22 protein-coding genes are annotated in these 23,308 nt (G+C 71.1%); 8 read left to right on the plus strand and 14 right to left on the minus strand.

The window, feature by feature from the left end; genetic code table 11:
• The first annotated feature begins 40 nt into the window (after positions 1-40).
• The gene (locus ACX9I7_RS17465; protein ID WP_459387836.1) at positions 41-427 is read left to right on the plus strand and encodes a VOC family protein; all 387 of its coding nucleotides are present in this window, start codon (positions 41-43) and stop codon (positions 425-427) included.
• Positions 428-431: 4 nt separating this feature from the next.
• On the opposite strand, the gene ACX9I7_RS17470 is transcribed toward ACX9I7_RS17465, so the two are convergent.
• On the minus strand, positions 432-1,625 hold the full coding sequence (locus ACX9I7_RS17470) for an RtcB family protein (protein ID WP_387569317.1): 1,194 nt from the start codon (positions 1,623-1,625) through the stop codon (positions 432-434).
• 184 nt (positions 1,626-1,809) lie between these two features.
• On the opposite strand from ACX9I7_RS17470, the gene ACX9I7_RS17475 reads away from it, so the two are divergent.
• Positions 1,810-2,655, plus strand: coding sequence for a hypothetical protein (locus ACX9I7_RS17475; protein ID WP_459387837.1), 846 nt, complete (start codon positions 1,810-1,812; stop codon positions 2,653-2,655).
• Positions 2,656-2,777: 122 nt separating this feature from the next.
• Positions 2,778-3,494, plus strand: a complete 717-nt coding sequence (locus tag ACX9I7_RS17480) for a DUF3558 domain-containing protein (protein WP_387569322.1) — start codon at positions 2,778-2,780, stop codon at positions 3,492-3,494.
• 80 nt (positions 3,495-3,574) lie between these two features.
• Here ACX9I7_RS17480 and lysS read toward each other — a convergent pair whose 3' ends face one another.
• Positions 3,575-5,299 carry a lysine--tRNA ligase gene (lysS, locus tag ACX9I7_RS17485; protein ID WP_358631260.1) on the minus strand — a complete coding sequence of 575 codons (1,725 nt, stop codon included), beginning with the start codon at positions 5,297-5,299 and terminating at the stop codon, positions 3,575-3,577.
• 159 nt (positions 5,300-5,458) lie between these two features.
• Between lysS and argS the strand changes: the two genes are divergently transcribed.
• A complete protein-coding gene (gene argS, locus ACX9I7_RS17490; protein WP_387569325.1) occupies positions 5,459-7,222 on the plus strand; it encodes an arginine--tRNA ligase in 1,764 nt (587 codons plus the stop codon).
• Positions 7,223-7,226: 4 nt separating this feature from the next.
• On the opposite strand, the gene ACX9I7_RS17495 is transcribed toward argS, so the two are convergent.
• The 6 genes from ACX9I7_RS17495 to ACX9I7_RS17520 form a co-directional block, all read right to left on the minus strand.
• Positions 7,227-7,658, minus strand: a complete 432-nt coding sequence (locus ACX9I7_RS17495) for an ATP-binding protein (RefSeq protein ID WP_126914822.1) — start codon at positions 7,656-7,658, stop codon at positions 7,227-7,229.
• A gap of 285 nt (positions 7,659-7,943) precedes the next feature.
• Complete coding sequence (gene hemB, locus ACX9I7_RS17500; RefSeq protein ID WP_358631266.1) at positions 7,944-8,936, minus strand: porphobilinogen synthase; 993 nt, start codon at positions 8,934-8,936, stop codon at positions 7,944-7,946.
• Positions 8,933-10,582: a bifunctional uroporphyrinogen-III C-methyltransferase/uroporphyrinogen-III synthase gene (locus ACX9I7_RS17505; protein WP_387569329.1), complete on the minus strand. Its 1,650-nt coding sequence runs from the start codon at positions 10,580-10,582 to the stop codon at positions 8,933-8,935. Before ACX9I7_RS17505 ends, hemB begins: the two co-directional genes overlap by 4 nt.
• On the minus strand, positions 10,579-11,550 hold the full coding sequence (gene hemC, locus ACX9I7_RS17510; protein WP_387569332.1) for a hydroxymethylbilane synthase: 972 nt from the start codon (positions 11,548-11,550) through the stop codon (positions 10,579-10,581). Before hemC ends, ACX9I7_RS17505 begins: the two co-directional genes overlap by 4 nt.
• Complete coding sequence (locus ACX9I7_RS17515) at positions 11,547-12,938, minus strand: glutamyl-tRNA reductase (protein WP_387569334.1); 1,392 nt, start codon at positions 12,936-12,938, stop codon at positions 11,547-11,549. Before ACX9I7_RS17515 ends, hemC begins: the two co-directional genes overlap by 4 nt.
• Positions 12,935-13,717, minus strand: coding sequence for a redox-sensing transcriptional repressor Rex (locus ACX9I7_RS17520; RefSeq protein ID WP_189456686.1), 783 nt, complete (start codon positions 13,715-13,717; stop codon positions 12,935-12,937). Before ACX9I7_RS17520 ends, ACX9I7_RS17515 begins: the two co-directional genes overlap by 4 nt.
• Before the next feature lie 348 nt (positions 13,718-14,065).
• Between ACX9I7_RS17520 and ACX9I7_RS17525 the strand changes: the two genes are divergently transcribed.
• From ACX9I7_RS17525 to ACX9I7_RS17540, 4 genes are all read left to right on the plus strand, one after another.
• The gene (locus ACX9I7_RS17525) at positions 14,066-14,353 is read left to right on the plus strand and encodes a glutaredoxin family protein (protein ID WP_387569338.1); all 288 of its coding nucleotides are present in this window, start codon (positions 14,066-14,068) and stop codon (positions 14,351-14,353) included.
• Between the two features lie 127 nt (positions 14,354-14,480).
• Entirely contained in the window at positions 14,481-15,425 is a 945-nt protein-coding gene (locus ACX9I7_RS17530) for an HAD family hydrolase (RefSeq protein WP_358631281.1), read from the plus strand.
• A gap of 464 nt (positions 15,426-15,889) precedes the next feature.
• Positions 15,890-16,693 carry an ECF subfamily RNA polymerase sigma factor, BldN family gene (locus ACX9I7_RS17535; RefSeq protein WP_387569341.1) on the plus strand — a complete coding sequence of 268 codons (804 nt, stop codon included), beginning with the start codon at positions 15,890-15,892 and terminating at the stop codon, positions 16,691-16,693.
• Between the two features lie 285 nt (positions 16,694-16,978).
• Complete coding sequence (locus tag ACX9I7_RS17540) at positions 16,979-18,169, plus strand: DUF5667 domain-containing protein (protein WP_387569344.1); 1,191 nt, start codon at positions 16,979-16,981, stop codon at positions 18,167-18,169.
• A 42-nt stretch (positions 18,170-18,211) separates the two neighbouring features.
• Here ACX9I7_RS17540 and ACX9I7_RS17545 read toward each other — a convergent pair whose 3' ends face one another.
• The 6 genes from ACX9I7_RS17545 to ACX9I7_RS17570 form a co-directional block, all read right to left on the minus strand.
• Complete coding sequence (locus tag ACX9I7_RS17545; protein ID WP_392753214.1) at positions 18,212-19,270, minus strand: lysophospholipid acyltransferase family protein; 1,059 nt, start codon at positions 19,268-19,270, stop codon at positions 18,212-18,214.
• A gap of 14 nt (positions 19,271-19,284) precedes the next feature.
• Entirely contained in the window at positions 19,285-20,331 is a 1,047-nt protein-coding gene (locus ACX9I7_RS17550; RefSeq protein WP_459387838.1) for an NAD-dependent epimerase/dehydratase family protein, read from the minus strand.
• 214 nt (positions 20,332-20,545) lie between these two features.
• Positions 20,546-20,644, minus strand: coding sequence for a 30S ribosomal protein bS22 (locus ACX9I7_RS17555; RefSeq protein WP_003948845.1), 99 nt, complete (start codon positions 20,642-20,644; stop codon positions 20,546-20,548).
• Positions 20,645-20,754: 110 nt separating this feature from the next.
• On the minus strand, positions 20,755-20,964 hold the full coding sequence (locus ACX9I7_RS17560; protein WP_067299677.1) for a helix-turn-helix domain-containing protein: 210 nt from the start codon (positions 20,962-20,964) through the stop codon (positions 20,755-20,757).
• Positions 20,965-21,092: 128 nt separating this feature from the next.
• Complete coding sequence (locus ACX9I7_RS17565) at positions 21,093-21,908, minus strand: phosphatase (RefSeq protein ID WP_387569353.1); 816 nt, start codon at positions 21,906-21,908, stop codon at positions 21,093-21,095.
• Between the two features lie 164 nt (positions 21,909-22,072).
• Entirely contained in the window at positions 22,073-23,275 is a 1,203-nt protein-coding gene (locus tag ACX9I7_RS17570; protein WP_387569356.1) for an acetoin utilization protein AcuC, read from the minus strand.
• Positions 23,276-23,308: the final 33 nt, after the last annotated feature.

Below are 23,308 nucleotides of genomic sequence, written 5' to 3' on the forward strand. Positions count from 1 at the left end.
CCCGCCCCCGGGCGGCCCGTACGAAAGCAGGAGGCAGCCCATGCGTGTCACCGCCTTCGACCACCTCGTCCTCAACGTCTCCGACGTCGAGCGCTCCCTGGCCTTCTACACCGGCCCCCTGGGCCTGGAACCGGTCCGCGCCGACGAATGGCGCGCGGGCGAGGCGCCCTTCCCCTCCGTCCGCGTCTCCCCCACGACGATCATCGACCTGGTCGCCCGCGAACACGGCGGTGACGGCGGCGGGTCCAACGTCGACCACATCTGCCTGGTCGTCGACCCCGTCGACTGGCAGGAGATCGCCGCCGCCGGCACCTTCACCGTCGTCGACGGCCCCGGCCCCCGCTTCGGCGCCCGGGGCATCGCCGAGTCGATCTACATCCTGGACCCGGACGGCAACACGATCGAGCTGCGCTGGTACCCGTCCTAGAAGGTCAGCCCTTCACGCAGACGATCTGCTTGAGCTTGGCCACGACCTCGACGAGGTCCCGCTGCTGCTCCATGACCTGCTCGATGGGCTTGTAGGCGGCCGGGATCTCGTCGACCACGCCACGGTCCTTGCGGCACTCCACGCCCCGCGTCTGCTCCGCCAGGTCCTGCTCGGAGAAGCGCTTCTTGGCCTGGTTGCGGCTCATCCGGCGGCCGGCGCCGTGGGAGGCGGAGTTGAACGACGCCTCGTTGCCCAGGCCGCGCACGATGTACGAGCCGGTGCCCATCGAGCCCGGGATGATGCCGTACTCGCCGCCGCCCGCGCGGATCGCGCCCTTGCGGGTGACCAGCAGATCGACGCCCTCGTAGGTCTCCTCCGCCACGTAGTTGTGGTGGCAGGAGATGACCGGCTCGAACATCGGCTTGGCCTTCTTGAACTCCTTGCGGACCACGTCCTGGAAGAGGGCCATCATGATCTCGCGGTTGTGCCGCGCGTACTCCTGCGCCCAGAACAGGTCGTGCCGGTAGGCCGCCATCTGCGGGGTGTCGGCGATGAAGACCGCCAGGTCACGGTCGACCAGGTTCTGGTTGTGCGAGAGCTTCCGCGCCTCGCCTATGTGGTACTCCGCCAGCTCCTTGCCGATGTTCCGGGAGCCGGAGTGGAGCATCAGCCAGACCGAATCTGTCTCATCGAGACAGAACTCAATGAAATGGTTTCCTCCGCCGAGCGAACCCATCTGCTTTACCGCCCGACTCTGACGGAATTTGACCGCTTCCGCGACCCCGTCGAACCGCCCCCAGAAGTCGTCCCACCCGGCCGTCGGCAGCCCGTGCAGCCGGCGCGGGTCCACCGGGTCGTCGTGCATCGCGAAGCCGACCGGGATGGCCTCCTCGATCTTCGACCGCAGCCGGGACAGATCGCCCGGGAGGTCGTTGGCGGTCAGCGACGTCTTCACCGCCGACATGCCGCAGCCGATGTCGACGCCCACCGCCGCCGGGCACACCGCGCCCCGCATGGCGATCACCGAGCCGACCGTGGCGCCCTTGCCGAAGTGGACGTCGGGCATCACGGCGAGGCCCTCGATCCACGGCAGAGTGGAGACGTTCCGCAGCTGCTGCATGGCGACGGGCTCGACCGTGGCCGGGTCGGCCCACATACGGATCGGTACCCGGGCGCCGGGCACCTCGGTGTACGTCATAACTACCTCATTCCCCCGAAAAGCGTGGATAACGCAAAAGCCGGACCTCTCATCTCATCCACGACAGCGGGACGGCGGGCGCGGCAGCGCTTGCGGTACACATTGTGTCCAGTCGCCACCCAGCGGCGACAACCGGTTTTCCGGTGGACGCGGGCGAGATTTTCGGTGAGAGGAGCCACGGACAGTGCAGCGAAGGGCATACGCACCGGCAGCCGCACTGGCCTCGGCGGCGGTGTTGTCGACGGTGCTCACCGGGTGCGGTGGAGGGTCCGGGTCCGGTGGCGGGGCCCAGGACCCCAAGCCGGGACAGGCCGGATCGTCGACGGCCGCGGCCGAGCCCGGGAAGTACCACAGCCTCCCCGAGCCGTGCGGCTACGTCAGCCGGGACACGCTGCGGCGGATGCTGCCCGGCGTGGGCGACGGCGACGAGGAGGAGGCCAAGCGGCTCCTCCAGGGCCAGGCGGCGATCACCTATGACACCGACCGCCGCGTGGGCTGCCGCTGGAAGCTGGAGACCCCCAACGGCACCCGCCACCTCTCCGTCGACTTCGAGCGCGTCGTCTCGTACCAGCCGGGGATGAGCGACGAGAACCGGGCCAAGCAGCTCTACCAGCGCCAGGCCACCGCCGCGCACATCCCCAACGCCACCCCCTCCCCCACGACGTCCGCGAGCCCCGGCGGCAGCCCGTCCGCGAGCGCCCGCACCGCCGATCCCGGCCCCGGGCCGCAGCTGGCGGACGCCACCGTCGCGCCGATGACCCCGTCGGCCGTCCCGTCCGCCGACCCCAAGCTGGCCCCGCGCGTCCTCGACGACCTGGGGGACGACGCCTTCGTCGACGACAAGCTGGCGACGACGGGCTCGGGGGTGCACCGCGATGTGAAGGTGGTCTTCCGCGCCTCGAACGTGCTGGTCACCATCGCCTACGACCAGTGGACGACGGACGCCCTCCACATCCCCAGCAGCCAGGACCTCCAGGGCAAGGCCCACGGCCTCGCCCGTGAACTCGACGCGGGCCACTTCGGCAACTGACACAAGCAGTGGGGGCGCGTTTCGGCGTGGCAGCCGCGTGCGGGCCGCGTACCGTGCCCGTAGGCAAGCCCCCGAGCCCCCGCACCGCCCCCGCGTCACCGACACGAATGAGCGAAGGACCCATGCACCGACCCACAGCCCCGCGACTCGCCCGAATCCTCGCCTGCGCCGCAGTACCGGTGATGCTCGTCGCCACCGGCTGCTCGGACTCCGACTCGGGGTCGAAGAAGGAGTCGGGCAAGACCTCCGCCCCGGCCACCCCGAGCTCCGCCGCCCCCTCGGTCAAGGCCGCGACGTACGGCAAGCTACCGGAGGTGTGCAAGACGCTCTCCGAGAAGACCATCGACAAGCTGGTGCCCAAGGCGGAGAAGAAGGAGGGCAAGGCCCTCCCGTCGAGCGACACCAACGACTCGGCGAGCTGCTTCTGGAGCGGCCTGAACGACGAGGACGTCAAGGACCTCCAGTTCCGCACCCTGACCGTCTCCCTCAAGCGCTTCGCCTCCGACCCGACGCTGGGCACCGGCGAGAAGCGCGCGCAGGACTTCGTGGCGAAGCAGACCTCGGTGGCCACCACCGCGGACGGCGCCAAGGACGCGAAGACGGACAAGGCGTCGGGCATCGGCGACGAGGCCAACGTGGTGGGCACGACCACGAAGAAGGACGACAACGACCACAAGAACGAGACCGTGGTGGCCCGCACGGCGAATGTCGTGATCACGGTCAAGTACAGCGGCGCGGGGCTCCAGGGCGCGAAGACGCCGGACGCCGACGCGCTGAAGAACGACGCCCAGGACGCGACGAAGGAAGTAGTGACGGCGGTCGCCGCGGCGAACAAGTAGAACAAGTAGCGGCAACGCGAAAAGGGGCCCCGCCCCGGTGACGCTCAGGTCACCAGGGCGGGGCCCTTCTCGTACGGGCGTTACGCCGCCAGCAGCTTGCGCACCCGGTCCGCCCCGACCGCGAGCAGCAGGGTGGGCAGGCGCGGGCCGGTGTCGCGGCCGACGAGGAGCTGGTAGAGCAGGGCGAAGAACTCGCGCTGCGCGACCTTGAGCTCCGGGGTGGGCTTGGCGTCGGGCGCAAGGCCCGCGAGGACCTTGGGCACGCCGTAGACCAGCGTGGTCAGGCCGTCCAGGGACCAGTGCTCGTCCAGGCCGTCGAGGAGCAGGCGCAGCGAGGCGCGGGACTGCTCGTCGAGCGTGGCGAGGGTCTCGTGGTCGGGCTCGGTGCGCACGACGGTGCGGGACTCGGCGGGGACCTGGTTGTTGATCCAGTGCTCGGCCTTGTCGAGGCGCGGTCGGGTCTCGTCCAGCGAGGTGACCGGGTTCTCGGGGTCGAGGTCGCTGAGGATGCGCAGGGTCTGCTCGTCGTGGCCGGCGGTGATGTCGACGACCGAGGCCAGCGTGCGGTAGGGCAGCGGGCGGGGGGTGGTGGGCAGGTCGCCTGCGGCGGTGCGGACGGCGCGGCTGTGGGCGGCGGCGTCGGCGGGCAGGACGGTGCCGTCGGCGACCTTGCCGCAGAGCTTGTCCCACTCGTCGTAGAGCCGCTGGATCTCCTGGTCGAAGGCGATCTTGAAGGACTGGTTGGGCCTGCGGCGGGCGTAGAGCCAGCGCAGCAGCGGGGCCTCCATGATCTGGAGGGCGTCGCCGGGGGTGGGGACGCCGCCCTTGGAGGAGGACATCTTGGCCATGCCGCTGATGCCGACGAAGGCGTACATGGGGCCGATGGGCTGCTCGCCGCCGAAGATCGGGCCGACGATCTGGCCGCCGACCTGGAAGGACGAGCCGGGCGAGGAGTGGTCGACGCCGGAGGGCTCGAAGATCACGCCTTCGTAGGCCCAGCGCATGGGCCAGTCGACCTTCCAGACCAGCTTGCCGTGGTCGAACTCCTTGAGGAGGACGGTCTCGGCGTGGCCGCAGGCGCAGGTGTAGGCGAGCTCGGTGGTCTCGTCGTCGTACGCCGTGACCGTAGTGAGGTCCTTGTTGCAGACGGTGCAGTACGGCTTGTACGGGAAGTAGCCCGCGCCGCCGGCGCTGCCGTCGTCCTCGGTCGCGGCGCCGGAGCCCTCGGCGGCCTCCAGCTCGGCCTCCTCGACGGGCTTCTGCTGCTTCTTGACCGCGTTGGCCGGCTTGGCCTTGGTGCGGTACTGGTCGAGGATCGCGTCGATGTCGCCGCGGTGCTTCATCGCGTGGAGGATCTGCTCGCGGTAGGCACCCGAGGTGTACTGCTCGGTCTGGCTGATGCCGCGGTACTCGATGCCCAGCTCGTCCAGGGCCTCGATCATGGCGGCCTTGAAGTGCTCGGCCCAGCTGCCGTAGGGGCTGCCGGGAGGCGCCGGGACGGCGGTGAGCGGCTTGCCGATGTGCTCGGCCCAGGACGGGTCGATGCCGGCGGGGACCTTGCGGTAGCGGTCGTAGTCGTCCCACGAGAGGACGTGGACGCACTCGTGGCCGCGGCGGCGGATCTCGTCGGCGACCAGGTGCGGGGTCATGACCTCGCGGAGGTTCCCGAGGTGGATCGGGCCGGAGGGCGACAGGCCGGAGGCGACGACGATGGGTTTGCCGGGGGCGCGGCGCTCACCTTCGGCGATGACCTCGTCGGCGAAACGGGAGACCCAGTCGGCCTCGGTGCTCTGAGCCTGAGCCACGGCACTTCCTTCCTTACGGTCCTGGCATGACCATTGTCCCAGACGACCAGGGTGGCGGTCGGGTTGCCCGAGGGCGAGCGAATTCCGTGGGGCTCTGTGATAGGCGCGTGGGATACTCGGGGGGTTCGAAATGCCGCCTACCGGAATGGCTCCCATCCCATGGCTTCGGTTCCCTCGCTCGCTTCCACGCTCCACCAGCGCATCACGGACGCCCTTTCGGCCGCTCTGCCGGAGGCCGGGGTCGTCGATCCGCTGCTGCGACGAAGCGACCGGGCGGACTTCCAGGCCAACGGCATGCTGGCGCTGGCGAAGAAGCTCAAGGGGAACCCGCGGGAGCTGGCGACGAAGGTCGTCGAGGGGCTGCCGGCGGGCGATGTGATCCAGGACGTCGAGGTCTCGGGCCCGGGCTTCCTCAACATCACGGTGGCCGACGGGGCGATCACCCGGACGCTGGCCGCCCGTGCGGCGGACGACCGGCTGGGTGTCCCGTTCAAGGAGCACCCGGGCACCACGGTGATCGACTGGGCGCAGCCGAACGTGGCGAAGGAGATGCACGTCGGTCACCTGCGTTCCGCGGTGATCGGCGACGCGACCGTGAAGATCCTGGAGTTCACGGGCGAGAAGGTGATCAGCCGCCACCACATCGGCGACTGGGGCACCCAGTTCGGCATGCTCATCCAGTACCTGATCGAGCACCCGCACGAGCTGGACCACAAGGAAGGCGCCTCCGGCGAGGAGGCCATGTCCAATCTGAACCGTCTGTACAAGGCGGCGCGGGCGCTGTTCGACGCGGACGCGGAGTTCAAGGAGCGGGCCCGCCGCCGGGTGGTGGATCTGCAGGCCGGGGACGAGGAGACGCTCGCCCTGTGGCAGAAGTTCGTGGACGAGTCGAAGATCTACTTCTACTCGGTCTTCGACAAGCTCGACATGGAGATCCGCGACGAGAACGTCGTCGGCGAGTCGGGTTACAACGACATGCTGGCGGAGACGTGCCGGCTGCTGGAGGAGTCGGGCGTCGCGGTCCGTTCGGAGGGCGCGCTGTGCGTGTTCTTCGAGGACGTGAAGGGCCCGGACGGCAACCCCGTGCCGCTGATCGTGCAGAAGTCGGACGGCGGTTACGGCTACGCGGCCACCGACCTGTCCGCGATCCGCGACCGGGTGCAGAACCTCGAGGCGAACACGCTGCTGTACGTGGTGGACGCCCGGCAGGCGCTGCACTTCAAGATGGTCTTCGAGACGGCCCGCCGGATCGGCTGGCTGAACGAGGACGTCCACGCGGTGCAGCTGGCGTTCGGCACGGTGCTGGGCAAGGACGGCAAGCCGTTCAAGACCCGTGAGGGCGAGACGGTCCGGCTGGTGGACCTGCTGGACGAGGCGGTCTCACGGGCGACGGACGTGGTGCGCGAGAAGGCCGAGAAGGTGGGCCTGAGCGAGCAGGAGATCGTCGAGAACGGCCGCCAGGTGGGCATCGGCGCCGTGAAGTACGCGGACCTGTCCACGTCGGCGGCGCGCGACTACAAGTTCGACCTTGACCAGATGGTGTCCCTCAACGGCGACACGTCGGTCTACCTCCAGTACGCGTACGCCCGTATCCGGTCGATCCTGCGCCGGGCGGGCGAGGCGAAGCCCGTCGCTCACCCGGAGCTGGCGCTGGCTCCGGCGGAGCGGGCGCTCGGTCTGCACCTGGACCAGTTCGGGGAGACGCTGCACGAGGTCGCCGGGTCGTACGAGCCGCACAAGCTGGCCGGGTACCTCTACCAGCTGGCGTCGCTGTACACGACCTTCTACGACCAGTGCCAGGTGCTGAGCGACCAGAACGCGCCGGAGCTGGTGGAGAACCGTCTGTTCCTCTGCGACCTGACGGCCCGTACGCTCCACCAGGGCATGGCGCTGCTCGGTATCCGTACGCCCGAGCGCCTCTGAGGCATCAGCCGGCCCCGAGCTCGAACCAGATGAGCTTGCCGACCAGCCCCTGGGGCTGGTCGCGCAGGGCGAAGCCGCCCCAGCTGTCGGCGCACCACTGCACCAGGCCCAGCCCGCGGCCCTGTTCGGCGCTGTTCTCGGCGTCGGGCAGGGTGACGCCGTCGAGGGCGGGGAGGCGGGGGTTGGTGTCCCAGACGGCGACTCTGACGCGGTCGCCCTCGCGTTTGACGCGTACGGAGGCGGGTCCATCCGAGTAGCGGTAGGCGTTGGTGACCAGCTCCGAGGTGAGGAGCTCGGCGGTGTCGGCGAGTTCCAGGAAGCCGTGTTCCTCGAAGATGGTGCGCAGGGTGCGGCGCGCGATGCACGGCGCCATGGGGTCCGAGGGGACCTGAAGCGTGTACTCCCAGTCGTCCGTGAGTTCGGGGTCATGGCTCATGCACGCCTCCGGGGGATGAGCGCCGCGATAAGCGCCGGGGTAAGCGACCTGACACACACGGTAGTCATGGTCGGATCACGTACGCCGCGCCTCCGTCATTTCGCCAAGACTCGACCTGTGTGGGTGACGATCGTGAACTATGCGCCTCCTCTCGCGTGAGCTGCGCAAACGGGAAGCGGCGGGGAGGGCTTCGCAGGCCGGGTACGGCAATGGCGGCGTTCCGGGGCCTCGTCGGCCGGGGAACGCCGCCATCGCGCTGTGTGACGAACCGGGTGGTGGGGGCGGCTAGAGCTGCCGCGCGACCTCCGTGGCCCAGTAGGTGAGGATCATGTTGGCGCCGGCGCGCTTGATGCCCGTGAGGGTCTCCATGATGGCGCGGTCGCGGTCGATCCAGCCGTTGGCGGCGGCGGCCTCGACCATCGCGTACTCGCCGGAGATCTGGTAGGCGGCGACGGGCACGTCGACGCTCTCGGCGACCTTGGCGAGGACGTCGAGGTAGGGCAGGGCGGGCTTGACCATGACCATGTCGGCGCCCTCGGCGAGGTCGAGCGCGAGCTCGCGCATCGACTCGCGGAGGTTGGCCGGGTCCTGCTGGTACGTCTTGCGGTCGCCCTGCAGCGAGGAGCCGACGGCCTCGCGGAACGGGCCGTAGAACGCGGAGGCGTACTTGGCGGTGTAGGCGAGGACCGACACGTCCTCGTGACCGGTCTGGTCGAGGGCGTCGCGGATGACGCCGACCTGGCCGTCCATCATTCCGCTGGGGCCCACGACGTGGACGCCGGCGTCGGCCTGGACCTGCGCCATCTCGGCGTAGCGCTCCAGCGTCGCGTCGTTGTCGACGCGGCCGTCGGCGTCGAGGACGCCGCAGTGGCCGTGGTCGGTGTACTCGTCCAGGCAGAGGTCGGACATGATGACGAGCTCGTCGCCGACCTCGGCCTTCACATCGCGGATGGCGACCTGGAGGATGCCGTCGGGGTCGGTGCCGGCGGTGCCGAGGGCGTCCTTCTTGGCCTCCTCGGGCACGCCGAAGAGCATGATCCCGGCGACGCCCGCCTCCAGCGCCTCGACGGCGGCCTTGCGGAGGGTGTCGCGGGTGTGCTGGACGACCCCGGGCATGGCCGAGATCGGCACCGGTTCGGCCGCGCCCTCCCGCACGAAGGCGGGGAGGATCAGGTCGGACGGGTGCAGCCGGTGCTCCGCGACCATCCGGCGCATGGCCGGGGTGGTGCGGAGCCGCCGGGGCCGGGACCCCGGGAACGTGCCGTACGTGGTGCTCAACTCCGTGCCCTTCTGCGCGATCCGGGCCGCCGCTCGCTCGGGCGGGTGACCGGGTCGCCGGCCTCCAGGGCCGCGTCGCGCCGGGCCGCGCCGAACTCCGCGAGCGCCTCGGCCAGCTTGTGCACCGAGGGCTCGGGCGACAGCACGTCCACCCGCAGGCCGTGTTCCTCCGCGGTCTTCGCGGTGGCGGGGCCGATGCAGGCGATGACGGTGACATTGTGCGGCTTGCCGGCGATGCCGACGAGGTTCCGCACGGTGGAGGACGAGGTGAACAGCACGGCGTCGAAGCCGCCGCCCTTGATCGCCTCGCGGGTCTCGGCCGGCGGCGGCGAGGCGCGCACGGTCCGGTAGGCCGTGACGTCGTCGACCTCCCAGCCCAGCTCGATCAGGCCGGCCACCAGGGTCTCGGTGGCGATGTCGGCGCGGGGGAGGAAGACGCGGTCGATCGGGTCGAAGACCGGGTCGTAGGGGGGCCAGTCCTCCAGGAGGCCGGCCGCCGACTGCTCGCCGGAGGGGACGAGGTCGGGCTTCACACCGAACTCGATCAGCGACCTGGCGGTCTGCTCACCGACGGCGGCGACCTTGATGCCGGCGAAGGCGCGGGCGTCGAGGCCGTACTCCTCGAACTTCTCGCGGACGGCCTTGACGGCGTTGACCGACGTGAAGGCGATCCACTCGTAGCGGCCGGTGACCAGGCCCTTGACCGCGCGCTCCATCTGCTGCGGGGTGCGCGGAGGCTCCACGGCGATGGTCGGGACCTCGCTGGGCACGGCGCCGTAGGAGCGCAGCTGGTCGGAGAGCGAGGCGGCCTGCTCCTTGGTGCGCGGGACGAGCACGTTCCAGCCGAAGAGCGGCTTGGACTCGAACCACGACAGCCGCTCGCGCTGCTCGGCAGCGCTGCGCTCGCCGACCACGGCTATGACGGGCTGGGCGCCGTCGGCGGTGGGCAGCACCTTGGCGGCCTTCAGCGTCTGCTGGAGGGTGCCGAGGGTGGCCGTCCAGGTGCGCTGGCGGGTGGTGGTGCCGGCGACGGTGACGGTCAGCGGGGTGTCGGCCCTGCGGCCGGCGGCCACGAGCTCGCCGGCGGCGGCGACGACCGAGTCGAGGGTGGTGGAGACCACCGCCGTCACCTCGCTCGCGCCGACCTCGGCCCAGCAGGTGGCGGAGGCGGTGCGGGCGTCCACGAAGCGGACGTCGCCGCCGCGGCCGTCGCGCAGCGGCACGCCGGCGTAGGCGGGCACGCCGACGGCGGTGGCGACGCCGGGCACGACCTCGAAGGTGATGCCCTCGTTGGCGCAGGCCAGCATCTCCTCGGCGGCGTCGCCGTCGAGGCCGGGGTCGCCGAGCACCGCACGGACGACCCGCTTGCCGCCGCGCGCGGCCGTCATGACAAGATTGGCGGTGTCCCTGAGAACGGAGACGTCAGCGGTTTTTGACGCCTCGTCGGTCACCGTCTGGACAGGCATGTCCACGGTGCTGCGGGCGTGCGTACGCACCACGTCGAGCACCTGCGGATCGGCGATCAGGACGTCCGCGGCCGCCAGCGCCTCCACGGCACGGAGCGTCAGCAGGCCCGGGTCTCCGGGGCCGGCACCGAGGAAGGTGACGTGCCCGTGCGCGGGGTGGTTCGGGGCGGTGGGGTTCAAAGTGCTCGCTCCCCCATAAGACCGGCCGCACCCTTGTCGAGCATCTCGGCGGCGAGAGCGCGGCCGAGGGCAAGGGCGTCCTGGTGGGACGCGGGTACGGGACCGGTGGTGGACAGCTGCACCAGCGTGGAACCGTCGGTCGTGCCGACGACGCCGCGCAGGCGCATTTCGGTGACAGCCCCCTCGTCGCCCCGGAAGTCGGCGAGCGCACCCACGGGTGCGCTGCATCCGGCTTCCAGAGCGGCGAGCAGGGACCGCTCGGCGGTGACGGCGAGCCGCGTGCGCGGATCGTCGAGCTCGGCGAGCGTGGCGGCGAGGGGTGCGTTGGTCACGGCGCACTCGATCGCCAGGGCCCCCTGGCCGGGGGCGGGCAAAACGGTGTCGGGCGTAAGGAACTGGGTCGCCTCGTCGATGCGGCCGATCCGGTTGAGCCCGGCGGCGGCCAGCACGACGGCGTCCAGCTCGCCGTTGGTGACGAAGCCGACGCGGGTGTCGATGTTCCCGCGGATCGGCACGGTCTCGATCCGGCGGCCGAGCGCGCGGGCCCAGGCGTTGAGCTGGGCCATGCGGCGCGGCGAGCCGGTGCCGATCTTCGCACCCTCGGGAAGGGTCTCGAAGGTCAGGCCGTCGCGGGCGACCAGCACATCGCGCGGGTCCTCGCGGAGCGGGATCGCGGCGAGGGCGAGGTCGTCGGGCTGGCTGGTCGGCAGGTCCTTGAGCGAGTGGACGGCGAAGTCGATCTCGCCCGCGAGCAGCGCGTCGCGCAGCGCGGAGACGAAGACGCCGGTGCCGCCGATCTGGGCGAGGGCCTCGCGCGAGACGTCACCGTAGGTGGTGATCTCGACGAGCTCGACCGGGCGGCCGGTGAGCCGTCGTACGGACTCGGCCACCATCCCGGACTGGGCCATGGCCAGCTTGCTGCGCCGGGTGCCCAGTCGCAGGGGCGCCGTGGCGGTGGTGTCGTTCATGCCGACTCCCGTGCTGTGTTGGGGCGACCGTGTTGCGGGTCCGCCTTGCTGACGGCGGCGACCGCCTGCGGGTCGAGGTCGAAGAGCTCCCGCAGGGCGTCGGCGTAGCCCGCGCCGCCGGGGGTCGAGGCGAGTTCCTTGACCCGCACGGTGGGTGCGTGGAGGAGCTTGTCGACGACACGGCGCACGGTCTGGGTGATCTCCGCGCGCTGCTTGTCGTCCAGGTCGGGCAGCCGGCCGTTGAGCCGGGCCATCTCCCCGGCCACGACGTCGGCCGCCATGCTGCGCAGGGCCACCACGGTGGGCGTGATGTGCGCGGCGCGCTGGGCGGCGCCGAAGGCGGCGACCTCGTCGGAGACGATGGTGCGCACCTGATCGACGTCGGCGGCCATGGGGGCGTCAGCGGATGCCTCCGCCAGGGTCTCGATGTCGACGAGCCGGGCGCCTTCCAGGCGGTGGACGGCGGCGTCGATGTCGCGGGGCATGGCGAGGTCGAGCAGGGCCAGGTCCTCGTCGACGCGCGCCTCCACGGCGCCCTGGCCGGCGCGGCCCGCGAGGGCCTCCCGGACGACGTCGATCGTCAGCACCAGGCCCGTCGCGCCCGTGCACGACACCACGATGTCGGCGATCGCCAGCTCCGCGGGCACGGCGGTCATCTCCACCGCCTTGGCCGTGACGGCGCCGGGGGCGCCCGGGGCGGTGAGGATCTCGGCGAGCCGCTCCGCGCGCTCGACCGTGCGGTTGGCGATCGCCACGTGGGCGACGCCCGCGCGCGCGAGCGTGGCGGCCGCGAGCGAGGACATCGAGCCCGCGCCGATGACCAGGGCGCGCTTGCCCGCGACCCAGTCGGCCACCGGCGCGCCGGAGGCGAGGCGCTCCAGGCCGAAGGTCACCAGCGACTGGCCGGCCTTGTCGATGCCGGTCTCGCTGTGGGCGCGCTTGCCGACCCGCAGGGCCTGCTGGAACAGGTCGTTCAGCAGCCGGCCGGCGGTGTGGAGCTCCTGGCCGAGGGCGAGGGCGTCCTTGATCTGGCCGAGGATCTGGCCCTCGCCGACGACCATGGAGTCGAGCCCGCACGCCACCGAGAAGAGGTGGTGGACGGCCCGGTCCTCGTAGTGCACATAGAGATACGGAGTGAGCTCGTCCAGGCTGACGCCCGAGTGCCGGGCGAGGAGCGTGGACAGCTCGGCCACACCGGCGTGGAACTTGTCCACGTCGGCGTAGAGCTCGATGCGGTTGCAGGTGGCCAGCACCGCCGCCTCGGTGGCGGGCTCGGCGGCCAGCGCGTCGTGCGCGAGCCGGGCCTGCGTCTCGCGCGCGAGCGCGGCACGCTCCAGCACGCTCACCGGGGCGCTGCGGTGGCTGAGACCGACGACCAGAAGACTCATGCCGGCATCACGGCGGGGACATCCCCCTCCGGTCCCTTTCCGCCGCCCGCGGCGGGGGCCGACGCGCGCGCGGGCGCGCCGGGGCGGGCCGCCGCGGCGGCCGCGGGGCCGCTCTCCTCGCCGGCCTTGCGCTGCTCGTGGAAGGCGAGGATCTGCAGCTCGATGGAGAGGTCGACCTTGCGCACGTCCACGCCGTCGGGCACGGACAGCACGGTCGGCGCGAAGTTGAGGATCGAGGTGATCCCGGCGGCGACGAGCCGGTCGCAGACCTGCTGGGCGGCACCGGCCGGGGTCGCGATGACACCGATGGAGACGCCGTTGTCGCGGATGATCGACTCGAGTTCGTCGGTGTGCCGCACGGGCAGCCCGGCGACCGGCTTGCCGGCCATCGCGGGGTCGGCGTCGATCAGGGCCGCGACGCGGAAGCCGCGGGAGGCGAAGCCGCCGTAGTTGGCGAGGGCCGCGCCGAGGTTTCCGATGCCGACGATGACGACCGGCCAGTCCTGGGTGAGGCCGAGCTCGCGCGAGATCTGGTAGACGAGGTACTCCACGTCGTAGCCCACGCCGCGGGTGCCGTACGAGCCGAGGTAGCTGAAGTCCTTGCGCAGCTTGGCGGAGTTCACGCCCGCCGCGGCGGCCAGCTCCTCGGAGGAGACCGTGGGGACCGAGCGCTCGGAGAGCGCGGTCAGCGCGCGCAGATACAGCGGTAGCCGGGCGACGGTGGCCTCGGGGATCCCTCGGCTTCGGGTCGCCGGTCGGTGAGTTCGGCCAGTTGCCACGGTGCTCCTGCGGGTAGAGCGGGGCTGCGGGCAGCGCCTTGTCCCAGAACCGCCCTGTTGAACGCAGGCTATGCCTTTGTGAACGCGTGCACAAAGATGGTGTCCGATTTGCCCGGCCAAAGTGATGGGTGTCACGCGGTGATTCCCGTCAAGGCGGGAACCATGGACGACGACACCACGACTGCCACTCAAGCCACTCGCGCACCAGGAGCGGACCGACGGGGTCATGACCGTCCACCCCTTTCCCCGGCCGGGCCGTTTCCTCCCGGACGTCAACAAAACGCCCACGATGGTAGTCGACTCAGGCATCCATCACGCCCACGCGCGGGAGCGCGGCCGCCTGCCAGAATGGCCGGCATGAGTCCGCTCCTGCGCCGCGGCGCCCGCAAGAACCCGGCCGACAGCGTCGTGACGCTGATCGGCAAGCCCGGCTGCCATCTGTGCGACGACGCCGAGGCCGTGATCGCCGAGATCTGCGGCGAGCTGGGCGCCCGCTGGGAGAAGAAGGACATCACCCAGGACGAGGAGCTCCACCGCAAGTACTGGGAGCAGATCCCGGTGATCCTCGTCGACGGCGATCAGCACGACTTCTGGCGGGTGAACCCGGCCCGGCTGCGCAAGGCCCTCGGCGCCTGACGACCCTCCCCGCACCCCCGGCGACCAGCGCGGCCGTCCGCCGCGTCACCACCCCGACGCGCAGAGTTCACGCCATCACGGCGGAGGGGACTCCGGTTACCCCGAACAAACTGGCTATGCTCGCGGCATGGCCGTACTCGGATGGCTCACTTACCGCAGGCGTTCCGCCACCGCACGCAGCGTGCTGGCAGGCGAGGCGGCGGCGGAGGCAGCCCGCAAGTCCGCCCAGGAGAACGAAGAGGCCCTGGCCGGGGGCCCCGCCGCGCCCCCGGAGCCCGAGCCCGAGTTCCCGGTCGTGGGCGACGAGAAGGCCGCCGCGTTCTTCGACCTGGACAATACGGTCATGCAGGGCGCCGCGATGTTCCACTTCGGCCGGGGCCTCTACAAGCGCCACTTCTTCGGCAAGCGCGAGCTCGCCCGCTTCGCCTGGCAGCAGACCTGGTTCCGGCTCGCGGGCATCGAGGACCCCGAGCACGTCCAGGAGGCCCGCGACAGCGTCCTGTCGATCGTGAAGGGCCACCGCGTCTCCGAGCTGATGACCATCGGCGAGGAGATCTACGACGAGTACATGGCCGAGCGCATCTGGCCCGGCACCCGCGCCCTCGCCCAGGCGCACCTGGACGCGGGCCAGAAGGTGTGGCTGGTCACCGCCGCCCCCGTCGAGACCGCGACGATCGTCGCGCGCCGGCTGGGCCTGACCGGCGCGCTGGGCACCGTCGCCGAGTCGGTCGGCGGCGTCTACACGGGCAAGCTGGTCGGCGAGCTGCTGCACGGCCCGGCCAAGGCCGAGGCCGTCCGCGCCCTGGCCGCCGCCGAGGGCCTGGACCTGGCCCACTGCGCCGCCTACAGCGACTCGGCCAACGACATCCCGATGCTCTCGCTCGTCGGCCACCCCTACGCGGTCAACCCCGACGGCCGGCTGCGCAAGCACGCCCGCGAGCACGGCTGGCGGCTGCGCGACTACCGGACGGGCCGCAAGGCCGCGAAGATCGGCATCCCCGCCGCGGCGGGCCTCGGCGCGCTCGCGGGCGGCGCGGCCGCCGGCATCGCGCTGCACCGCCGCCGCCGCTGAACCCGGCCCCGCCACACCCGAGTTGTCACCGCGACGCCGGGCCCGGAATCCGGGCCCGGCGTCCTCATGTGCCCACCCACGGCGGGGTGGGCCTCCATCACCGGTACGGGCGACGTTTCGGCGCGCCTCCTCGCCACTGCCCGTAACCGCCTTGATCGCACAGGCAATCCTTTTGTCATACCCCCACATGGCCCCCGACAGTCCTCGCGTGTCCGGATTGCCACAACACGCTGCCCAATCGGCCACACCCTCGCCAAATTCAGTCAACTACCGTTTGTAGTTCGATATTTGGTCGGCCATGAACCGTAAGAAGATCGAACGGAAACGATGATTTAGGCAACTCGGTGTAGCGCTGCCTGTACGAAGGGTTATTCTCCTCAGACGCAAGCCGGTACCCGCTTGTCCCTACGACGAGTGAACGGTCCCGCACTGCACGTGATGGAAGCTCTGCCTCTGGGAGTCCCGTGTACCCACACGTCGGGGTTGACGCCTCGGGCCTGGCTACGCTGCGCGCAGCGGTCCTCGACCGTCTGCGCGTCTTCGTCCCCACCGCGTACGCCGTCCCCGCCTTCGCCACGCTCGCCCCCGTAGCGGTGGGCGGTCATGCCGGCCCCTGCTACGCCCTCGCCGAGAGCGGCGCGGCCGTCGGCAGACGAACCCGCCGAGGAGCCGCCACCGCCACGTCCACCACCACCCCCCGCCGCCCCAGCGCCGACAGCGACAGCGCCCGCATGCTCGACCTGGTCGAGCGCGCCCAGGCCGGCGAGGCCGAGGCCTTCGGCCGGCTCTACGACCAGTACGCCGACACCGTCTACCGCTACATCTACTACCGCGTGGGCGGCCGGGCCACCGCCGAGGACCTGACCAGCGAGACCTTCCTGCGCGCCCTGCGCCGCATCGGCACCTTCACCTGGCAGGGCCGGGACTTCGGCGCCTGGCTGGTGACCATCGCCCGCAACCTGGTCGCGGACCACTTCAAGTCCTCCCGCTTCCGGCTGGAGGTGACCACCGGCGAGATGCTCGACGCCAACGAGGTCGAGCGCAGCCCGGAGGACTCGGTCCTCGAATCCCTTTCCAACGCCGCCCTGTTGGAGGCGGTCCGCAAGCTCAATCCACAGCAGCAGGAATGCGTCACCCTCCGCTTCCTCCAGGGCCTCTCGGTCGCCGAGACCGCCCGGGTGATGGGGAAGAACGAGGGCGCGATCAAGACCCTCCAGTACCGGGCCGTGCGCACCCTGGCCCGGCTCCTCCCGGACGACGCCCGCTGACGCCCACCGCCCCCGCAGGGCCCCCGCCGGGCCCTCACCCGGACTCCCCTGACCGGACCGACCGACCGGACCCCTCACCGACCCGATGTCTGGATTCACTCACCGGCGGCCACCTCTCTCCGGCCGCGTAACCCGACTGCCGCGCCACTCGTTGTCCGGGATGCAGACTTCCCCAAGGCGCTTCATGACCGTATTCACTCACTCGATCGAGTGGATGCGTTCATGTCGTGCAACCCTTCAGGTGCCCCGGGGAGTCGACCGTCATGACGAGAGGAGGTGCCGCCTGTGATCGCGAATGTATCGGCGCACCGGCGGGCGAACGCCTTCGCCCAGGCCCTGGAGGACCAGGAAGTCCAGGGTGCTGCGGCCGCACAGTCCGACCCATCGCTGGAAGACACCGAGCACGGAAGGCTGTTGGCGCTGACGGGCGGCCTCGGCGCGCTGCCGGCCCCCCAGCTGGACGCCGAGGTCAAAACCGTCCAGCGGGCACAGCTGATCGCCGCCATGGAGGCGCAGTTCGCCGGGGGTGGTGCCGTTCCGGCGCAGCGCTCCGGGCGGGGTGCCCACCGGGCGCTGAGCCGGCTCAGGCCGCGCTCCCGCTGGTCCAAGGGGCTCGCCGCGGGCGGTCTCACGGTCGGCGTGGCGGCGGGGGCCTTCGGCGGCGTGGCCGCCGCGAGCTCCGGCGCCCTGCCCGGTGACACCCTCTACGGGCTCAAGCGCGGCATGGAGGACCTCAAACTCGGCATGGCCGACGGCGATTCCGACCGCGGCGGGCTCTTCCTCGACCAGGCGTCGACGCGCCTGCAGGAGGCCAACCGCCTGATGGAGCGCGGCCGCTCCGGCCAGCTCGACCACGAGTCGCTGACGGAGATCCGCCGCACCCTCGCCGGGATGCAGCACGACGCCGCCGAGGGCCACCGGCTGCTGCACGGGGTCTACCAGCGCGACGGCTCGCTGGGCGCGATCCAGCGGCTCTCCTCGTTCACCGCCTCGCACCGCGAGGGCTGGAGCAGGCTGCGCGAGCGGCTCCCCGTCCAGCTCACCGACGTCGGCAACGGCGTCTCCTCGGTGCTCGACGCCATAGACGACGAGGTCGAGCCGCTGCGCGGGCTGCTCCACGAGAAGCAGGGCAAGCACGGCGGCGAGGCGGGCCCGTCCGGGGCCGCCCGCCAGGGCTCCCCCGGCAGCAGCGGCCAGGACAGCCCCGCGCCGAGCCCCAAGGCCCCGGCCACGGCCGACGGCAAGCACCCCAGCGGCAAGCCGGCCCAGTCCTCCCCCAGCGGGCGGGACGAGCACGAGGGCCTGCTGGGCGGCACGGGCCTGCTCCAGCCGTCGTCGGGTACGGACGGCTCGAGCGCGGACCGGTCGGCGCACGGCAAGGACGGCAAGCCGTCCAAGCAGCCCGACATCACCATCCCCCCGCTGCTGCCGAACATCCTCCCGGGGCTCGGCATCCACGGGGAGGACGACAAGTAGTCCGGCCTTCGGCGGTCGGTGTTCTTCTGAAAGCTCCAGCTTTCAGAAGAACACCGACCGCCTTTGCACAAGCAGCTTGTAAAGCGTGTGCTGAATCGTTTCCCGGACCTGGTCCGTGAGGTTGAACATCAGCATCGGGTCGTCCGCGGCCTCCGGCGGATAGCCGTCCGTGGGGATGGGCTCCCCGAACTGGATCGTCCACTTCGTGGGCAGCGGCACCAGCCCCAGCGGCCCCAGCCAGGGCCAGGACGGCGTGAGCGGGAAGTACGGGATGCCCAGCAGCCGCGCGACCGTCTTGGAGTTGCCGAGCATCGGGTAGATCTCCTCGGCCCCGACGATCGAGCAGGGCACGATGGGCGCCCCGGCACGCAGTGCCGTCTGGACGAAGCCGCCCCGCCCGAAGCGCTGGAGCTTGTACCGGTCGGAGAACGGCTTCCCGATCCCCTTGAAGCCCTCCGGCATCACCCCCACCACTTCGCCGCGCTCCAGCAGCGTCTGGGCGTCCTCGGCGCAGGCGAGGGTGTGGCCGAGCTTCCGGGAGAGCTCGTTGATCAGCGGCAGCATGAAGACCAGGTCGGCGGCGAGCATCCGCACGTTCCGCCCGGCCGGGTGGTGGTCGTGGACGGCGACCTGGAGCATCAGGCCGTCCACGGGGAGGGTGCCGGAGTGGTTGGCGACGATCAGCGCCGCGCCCTTCTCCGGGATGTTCTCGACGCCCTTCACCTCGACCCGGAAGTACTTCTCCTTGAAGGGCCGCAACAGCGACATGATCACCTGGTCGGTGAGCTCCTGGTCGTAGCCGAAGTCGTCGACCTCGTACTCGCCGGTGACCCGGCGGCGCAGGAAGTTCAGCCCGTGGGCCAGCTTCCGCTCCCAGCCGCCGGCCCCGGCGGCCGCCCCTGCCGGGGCCCCGGCGGCGGCGCCGTCCCCGGCCTGCTCCTGGCGGCCCTCCTGGCCGGTGCGGGCCCGCTCCTCCTCCCGCTGGGCGGGCACGGGCGCGAGCGCCGCCGGCACCCGGCCCGTCCGGCCACGGGCCGTGCGGCCCGGCCGCCGCTTGGCCCGGGGCTCCTCGCCGAACGGAATGACCTTCGCATCGGCCATGGTGCGTGCGCTCCTCAGTTCTGGCCGCTGCCGGCAGGCATCAGCGCGGCGATCCGGTCGACGGTACGGGCGAGGGTCTCGGGCGGCAGCAGACCCGGGCCGCGACTGCGCGCGAAGTCCGCGAAGGCCTCCGGGGTGGAGTACCGGGGACGGAAACCCAGGGTCTCGCGCATCTGCGTGGTCTCGACGACACGGCCGTGGGTGAGGAGCCGGACCTGCTCGGGCGAGAAGTCCAGGGCGCCGACCGACCGCAGCGCGGAGCCGACCCAGGTGACGGTCGGCAGGAAGAAGGGGAGCGTGGGGCGCCCGAGGCGCCTGGCGGCCTGTGAGAGCAGCAGGACGCCGTCCCCGGCGATATTGAACGTGCCGCTGTTGAGCGTGGACCTGGCGGGCTCCCCGGCGGCCATCCGGAGCACCTCGATGGCGTCGTCCTCGTGGACGAACTGCAGCCGGGGGTCGAAGCCCAGCACGGTGGGCAGCACGGGAAGCGAGAAGTACTCCGCCAGCGGCGAGTCGGCACAGGGCCCCAGGATGTTCGCGAAGCGCAGCACGCACACGGCCACGTCCGGCCGGCGGCGGGCGAAGCCGCGGACATAGCCCTCGACCTCGACGACGTCCTTGGCGAAGCCACCGCTGGGCAGCGACTTGGGCGGCGTGGACTCGGTGAAGACCGCGGGATCGCGGGGGGCGGAACCGTACACGTTCGTGCTGGACTTGATCACCAGCCGTTTGACGGACGGGGTCTTCTGGCAGGCACCGAGCAGCTGCATGGTGCCGATGACGTTGGTCTCCTTGACCGAGGCCCGGCTGCCGCGCTTGCCCAGCGGGGTGCCGTTGACGTCCATGTGGATCACGGTGTCGACGGAGTGCTCCGCCAGGACCCTGCCGATCGCCGGGTGGCGGATGTCCGCCCGTAGGAAATCGGCCCCGCCGAGATGGTGCTCGGGTGGCACCGCGTCCACCCCGATGACGCGGTCGACGTCGGGCTCGCGCAGGACGCGGCGGACGAACCGTCCGCCCAGCTGCCGTGCGACTCCGGTGACGAGCACGACCTTGCCCAAGATCAGCGCCTTCCTTCCCACGTCTGTCCCACGCCTGGAGAGACGAGCGGTGCCCTGTCGCGGCCACCGTAGCGGGTCGTTGTTGCACTGTGACGACCGCCGGGAGGACCGGGCGTCATTTCAAGCCGTAGCGAAGGCTTTACTCACCGCAACGCACCGCAGCCCTCCCACCGTGACCGGTGGAAGGGCTGCGGGTCGAGCACAGCGGCGCTGCTTACTTCTTGTTGCGACGCTGAACACGCGTGCGCTTGAGCAGCTTGCGGTGCTTCTTCTTGGCCATCCGCTTGCGCCGCTTCTTGATAACAGAGCCCACGACTACCCTCGCTTACATCGATTCACTCGGTGCGGGGCGTCCGAGCCCACACGACCTACATCGGGCCAGCCTACCCGGCACCGGGCGATCAGCGTAATCCAGGGCCCCCGTCAGGCTGTTTCCACCCCCACGTAGGACTCTCGGAGGTACTCGTGCACCGCTTGTTCTGGGACCCGGAACGACCTGCCCACCCGGATCGCCGGCAGATGACCGCTGTGCACCAGCCGGTACACGGTCATCTTGGAGACTCGCATCACCGCGGCGACCTCCGCCACGGTAAGGAACACGACCTCGTTGAGAGGCCTTTCGCCAGCAGCCATGACACACCTGAACCTTCCGCACATGACGCGCACCGGCTTCCCCTCCGGTGACTCCTCGTCGCTGCGCGCTCACTCCCCAGGTTAGGGGCGGGTGATGCGAGTGGGGAAGAGGAGCAGCCATCGGCCGCCTACTGTGACAGACACGCTCGATTGAGTACATAGCGAGTAAGCGGTCGGTAGTAATCAGACCGCACAGTGTCATCAAGCGGAACGGCGACGGACACTCGCCCCTCGGCCTCTCCGACGAACAGCGCGGGGTCGTCCGAGTCCGCCAGCCCGATGGCCTCAATGCCCAGCTGACCTGCCCCGCAGACCCATCCGTGGTCCCCGATGACCAAGGCCGGCAACGGCCCGCCCGACCCCGCCGCGACGTCAAGCACGGTACGAACCGGGAGAGGTGAATGAGTATGCGCGCCGGGCTCACTTCCGGGAGCCCGTGCGCCGGGTTCGCGCACCATCGCGACTCCTTGGGCGTAGTGAAGGTTGTACGTGCGTACGCCGAACCGGGTCGTTATGTCGACACTTCGACCCTGCGCCGGGGTGAGGACATCGCATCCCGCCGCCGACAGGGCGGCGGCCAAGGAGGCGTAGAAGCCCAGGAGCGGGTGGGGGTGACCGGTGCCCAGGAGCACGGGAGCGCCCGACGCGGCCGCTGTCGCGAGCCGATCGGCGAAGGCATCGAGTGCCACCAGCGTGCGGTCCGGATCGATCACATCCTGCCCGGAAGTGTGCTTGGGATCGGCCGAAACTCCACACCTTTGGGTCATGAGTTGCAACAACTCGGGGAAACGCCAGTCGGATTCAGGCTCCAACCCGATCAGCACCCGCGGGTCCCGGGCGGCGAACAACCGGTAGCGGCTCAGGTTCCGCTCCCTGGGCGTGGCGACGGCCCCCGCCAGGTGAGTGACGAGGAGATGATCGCGAAGCGCGTGACGGGTCAGCACGAGGCCGATGGTCGCGGACGGGAACGGTGGGGGGCGGGTATTCGGGACGGCGTCCCACGCGAGGGCTAACGGGAGTTGGGGGCGGGGGCTCTTCTCGGGGGCGAGGCTCTCTCGGGTGCGGGGGCCGACGAGTGGGCGGGCCTCAGGGCAGGAGGCCGTGGGCCTCAGGGCAGGAGGCCGTGGGCGGGGAAGACCGCCTTGCGGGTCGCGAGGATCGCCTGATCCAGCCGGTCGGCCGGGTCGTACCCGGACTCCTCGAACGAGCGCCACTCCGGCTCACGACCATCCGTCATCCTCAACGGCCCCAACTGCGCCGTGCGGCGGAACACTTCACTCCGCCACAGGTCCGGCACGGCCGACGCGGGGTCCACCGGCCGGTCGGCGGCGATGGCCACCAGGTGGGTCCACGACCGCGGCACCACATCCGTCACGGCGTACCCACCGCCCCCCAGCGCCACCCAACGGCCGTCCGCATGACGATGCGCCAACTCGTGGCAGGCGGCAGCCACATGGCGCTGTGCGTCCAGCGAGACGGCCAGATGCGCCAGCGGGTCCTCGAAGTGGGTGTCGGCCCCGTGCTGGGTCACCAGCACCTGCGGCCGGAAGGCCGCCAGGAGCTCGGGGACGACCGCGTGGAAGGCCCGCAGCCACCCGGCGTCCCCCGTGCCCGCCGGCAGCGCCACGTTCACCGCGCTGCCCTCGGCGCCCGGGGCGCCCGTCTCCGTCGGCCAGCCGGTCTGCGGGAAGAGCGTCTGAGGGTGCTCGTGGAGGGAGATCGTCAGGACGCGCGGGTCCTCCCAGAACGCCGCCTGGACGCCGTCGCCGTGGTGGACGTCCACGTCCACGTAGGCCACCCGCTCGGCGCCGAGCTCGAGCAGCCGGGCGATCGCCAGGGCCGCGTCGTTGTAGACGCAGAAGCCGGATGCCGCGCCGGGCATGGCGTGGTGCAGCCCGCCGGCGAAGTTCACGGCGTGCGGCACCTCCCCCCGCCATACGGCCTCGGCGGCCCCCACGGACTGCCCGGCGATGAGCGCCGCGGCGTCGTGCATCCCCGCGAACGCCGGGTCGTCGACGGTCCCGAGCCCGTAGGACATGTCGGCGGACGCGGGATCGGCCGACGCGGCCCGGACGGCGGCGATGTAGTCGGGGCGGTGCACGAGCCGCAGAGTGGACTCGCCGGCGGGCGGCGCGGAGACGACACGCACTGCCCGGTCCAACTCGAATGCCTCGACCAGCCGCATGGTCAGGGCTAGGCGTACGGGATCCATGGGATGCCCGGGGCCGAAGTCATAGCCGGTTACCGCTTCGTCCCACATCAGCTGTGCGTGACTGCTGCTCGTGCCGATCGTGCCACTCGTGCCGCTCATGGCGGCAACGGTATCGGGATCACCGGCACCCGT

The sequence above is a fragment of the Streptomyces sp. L500 genome (assembly GCF_054551825.1).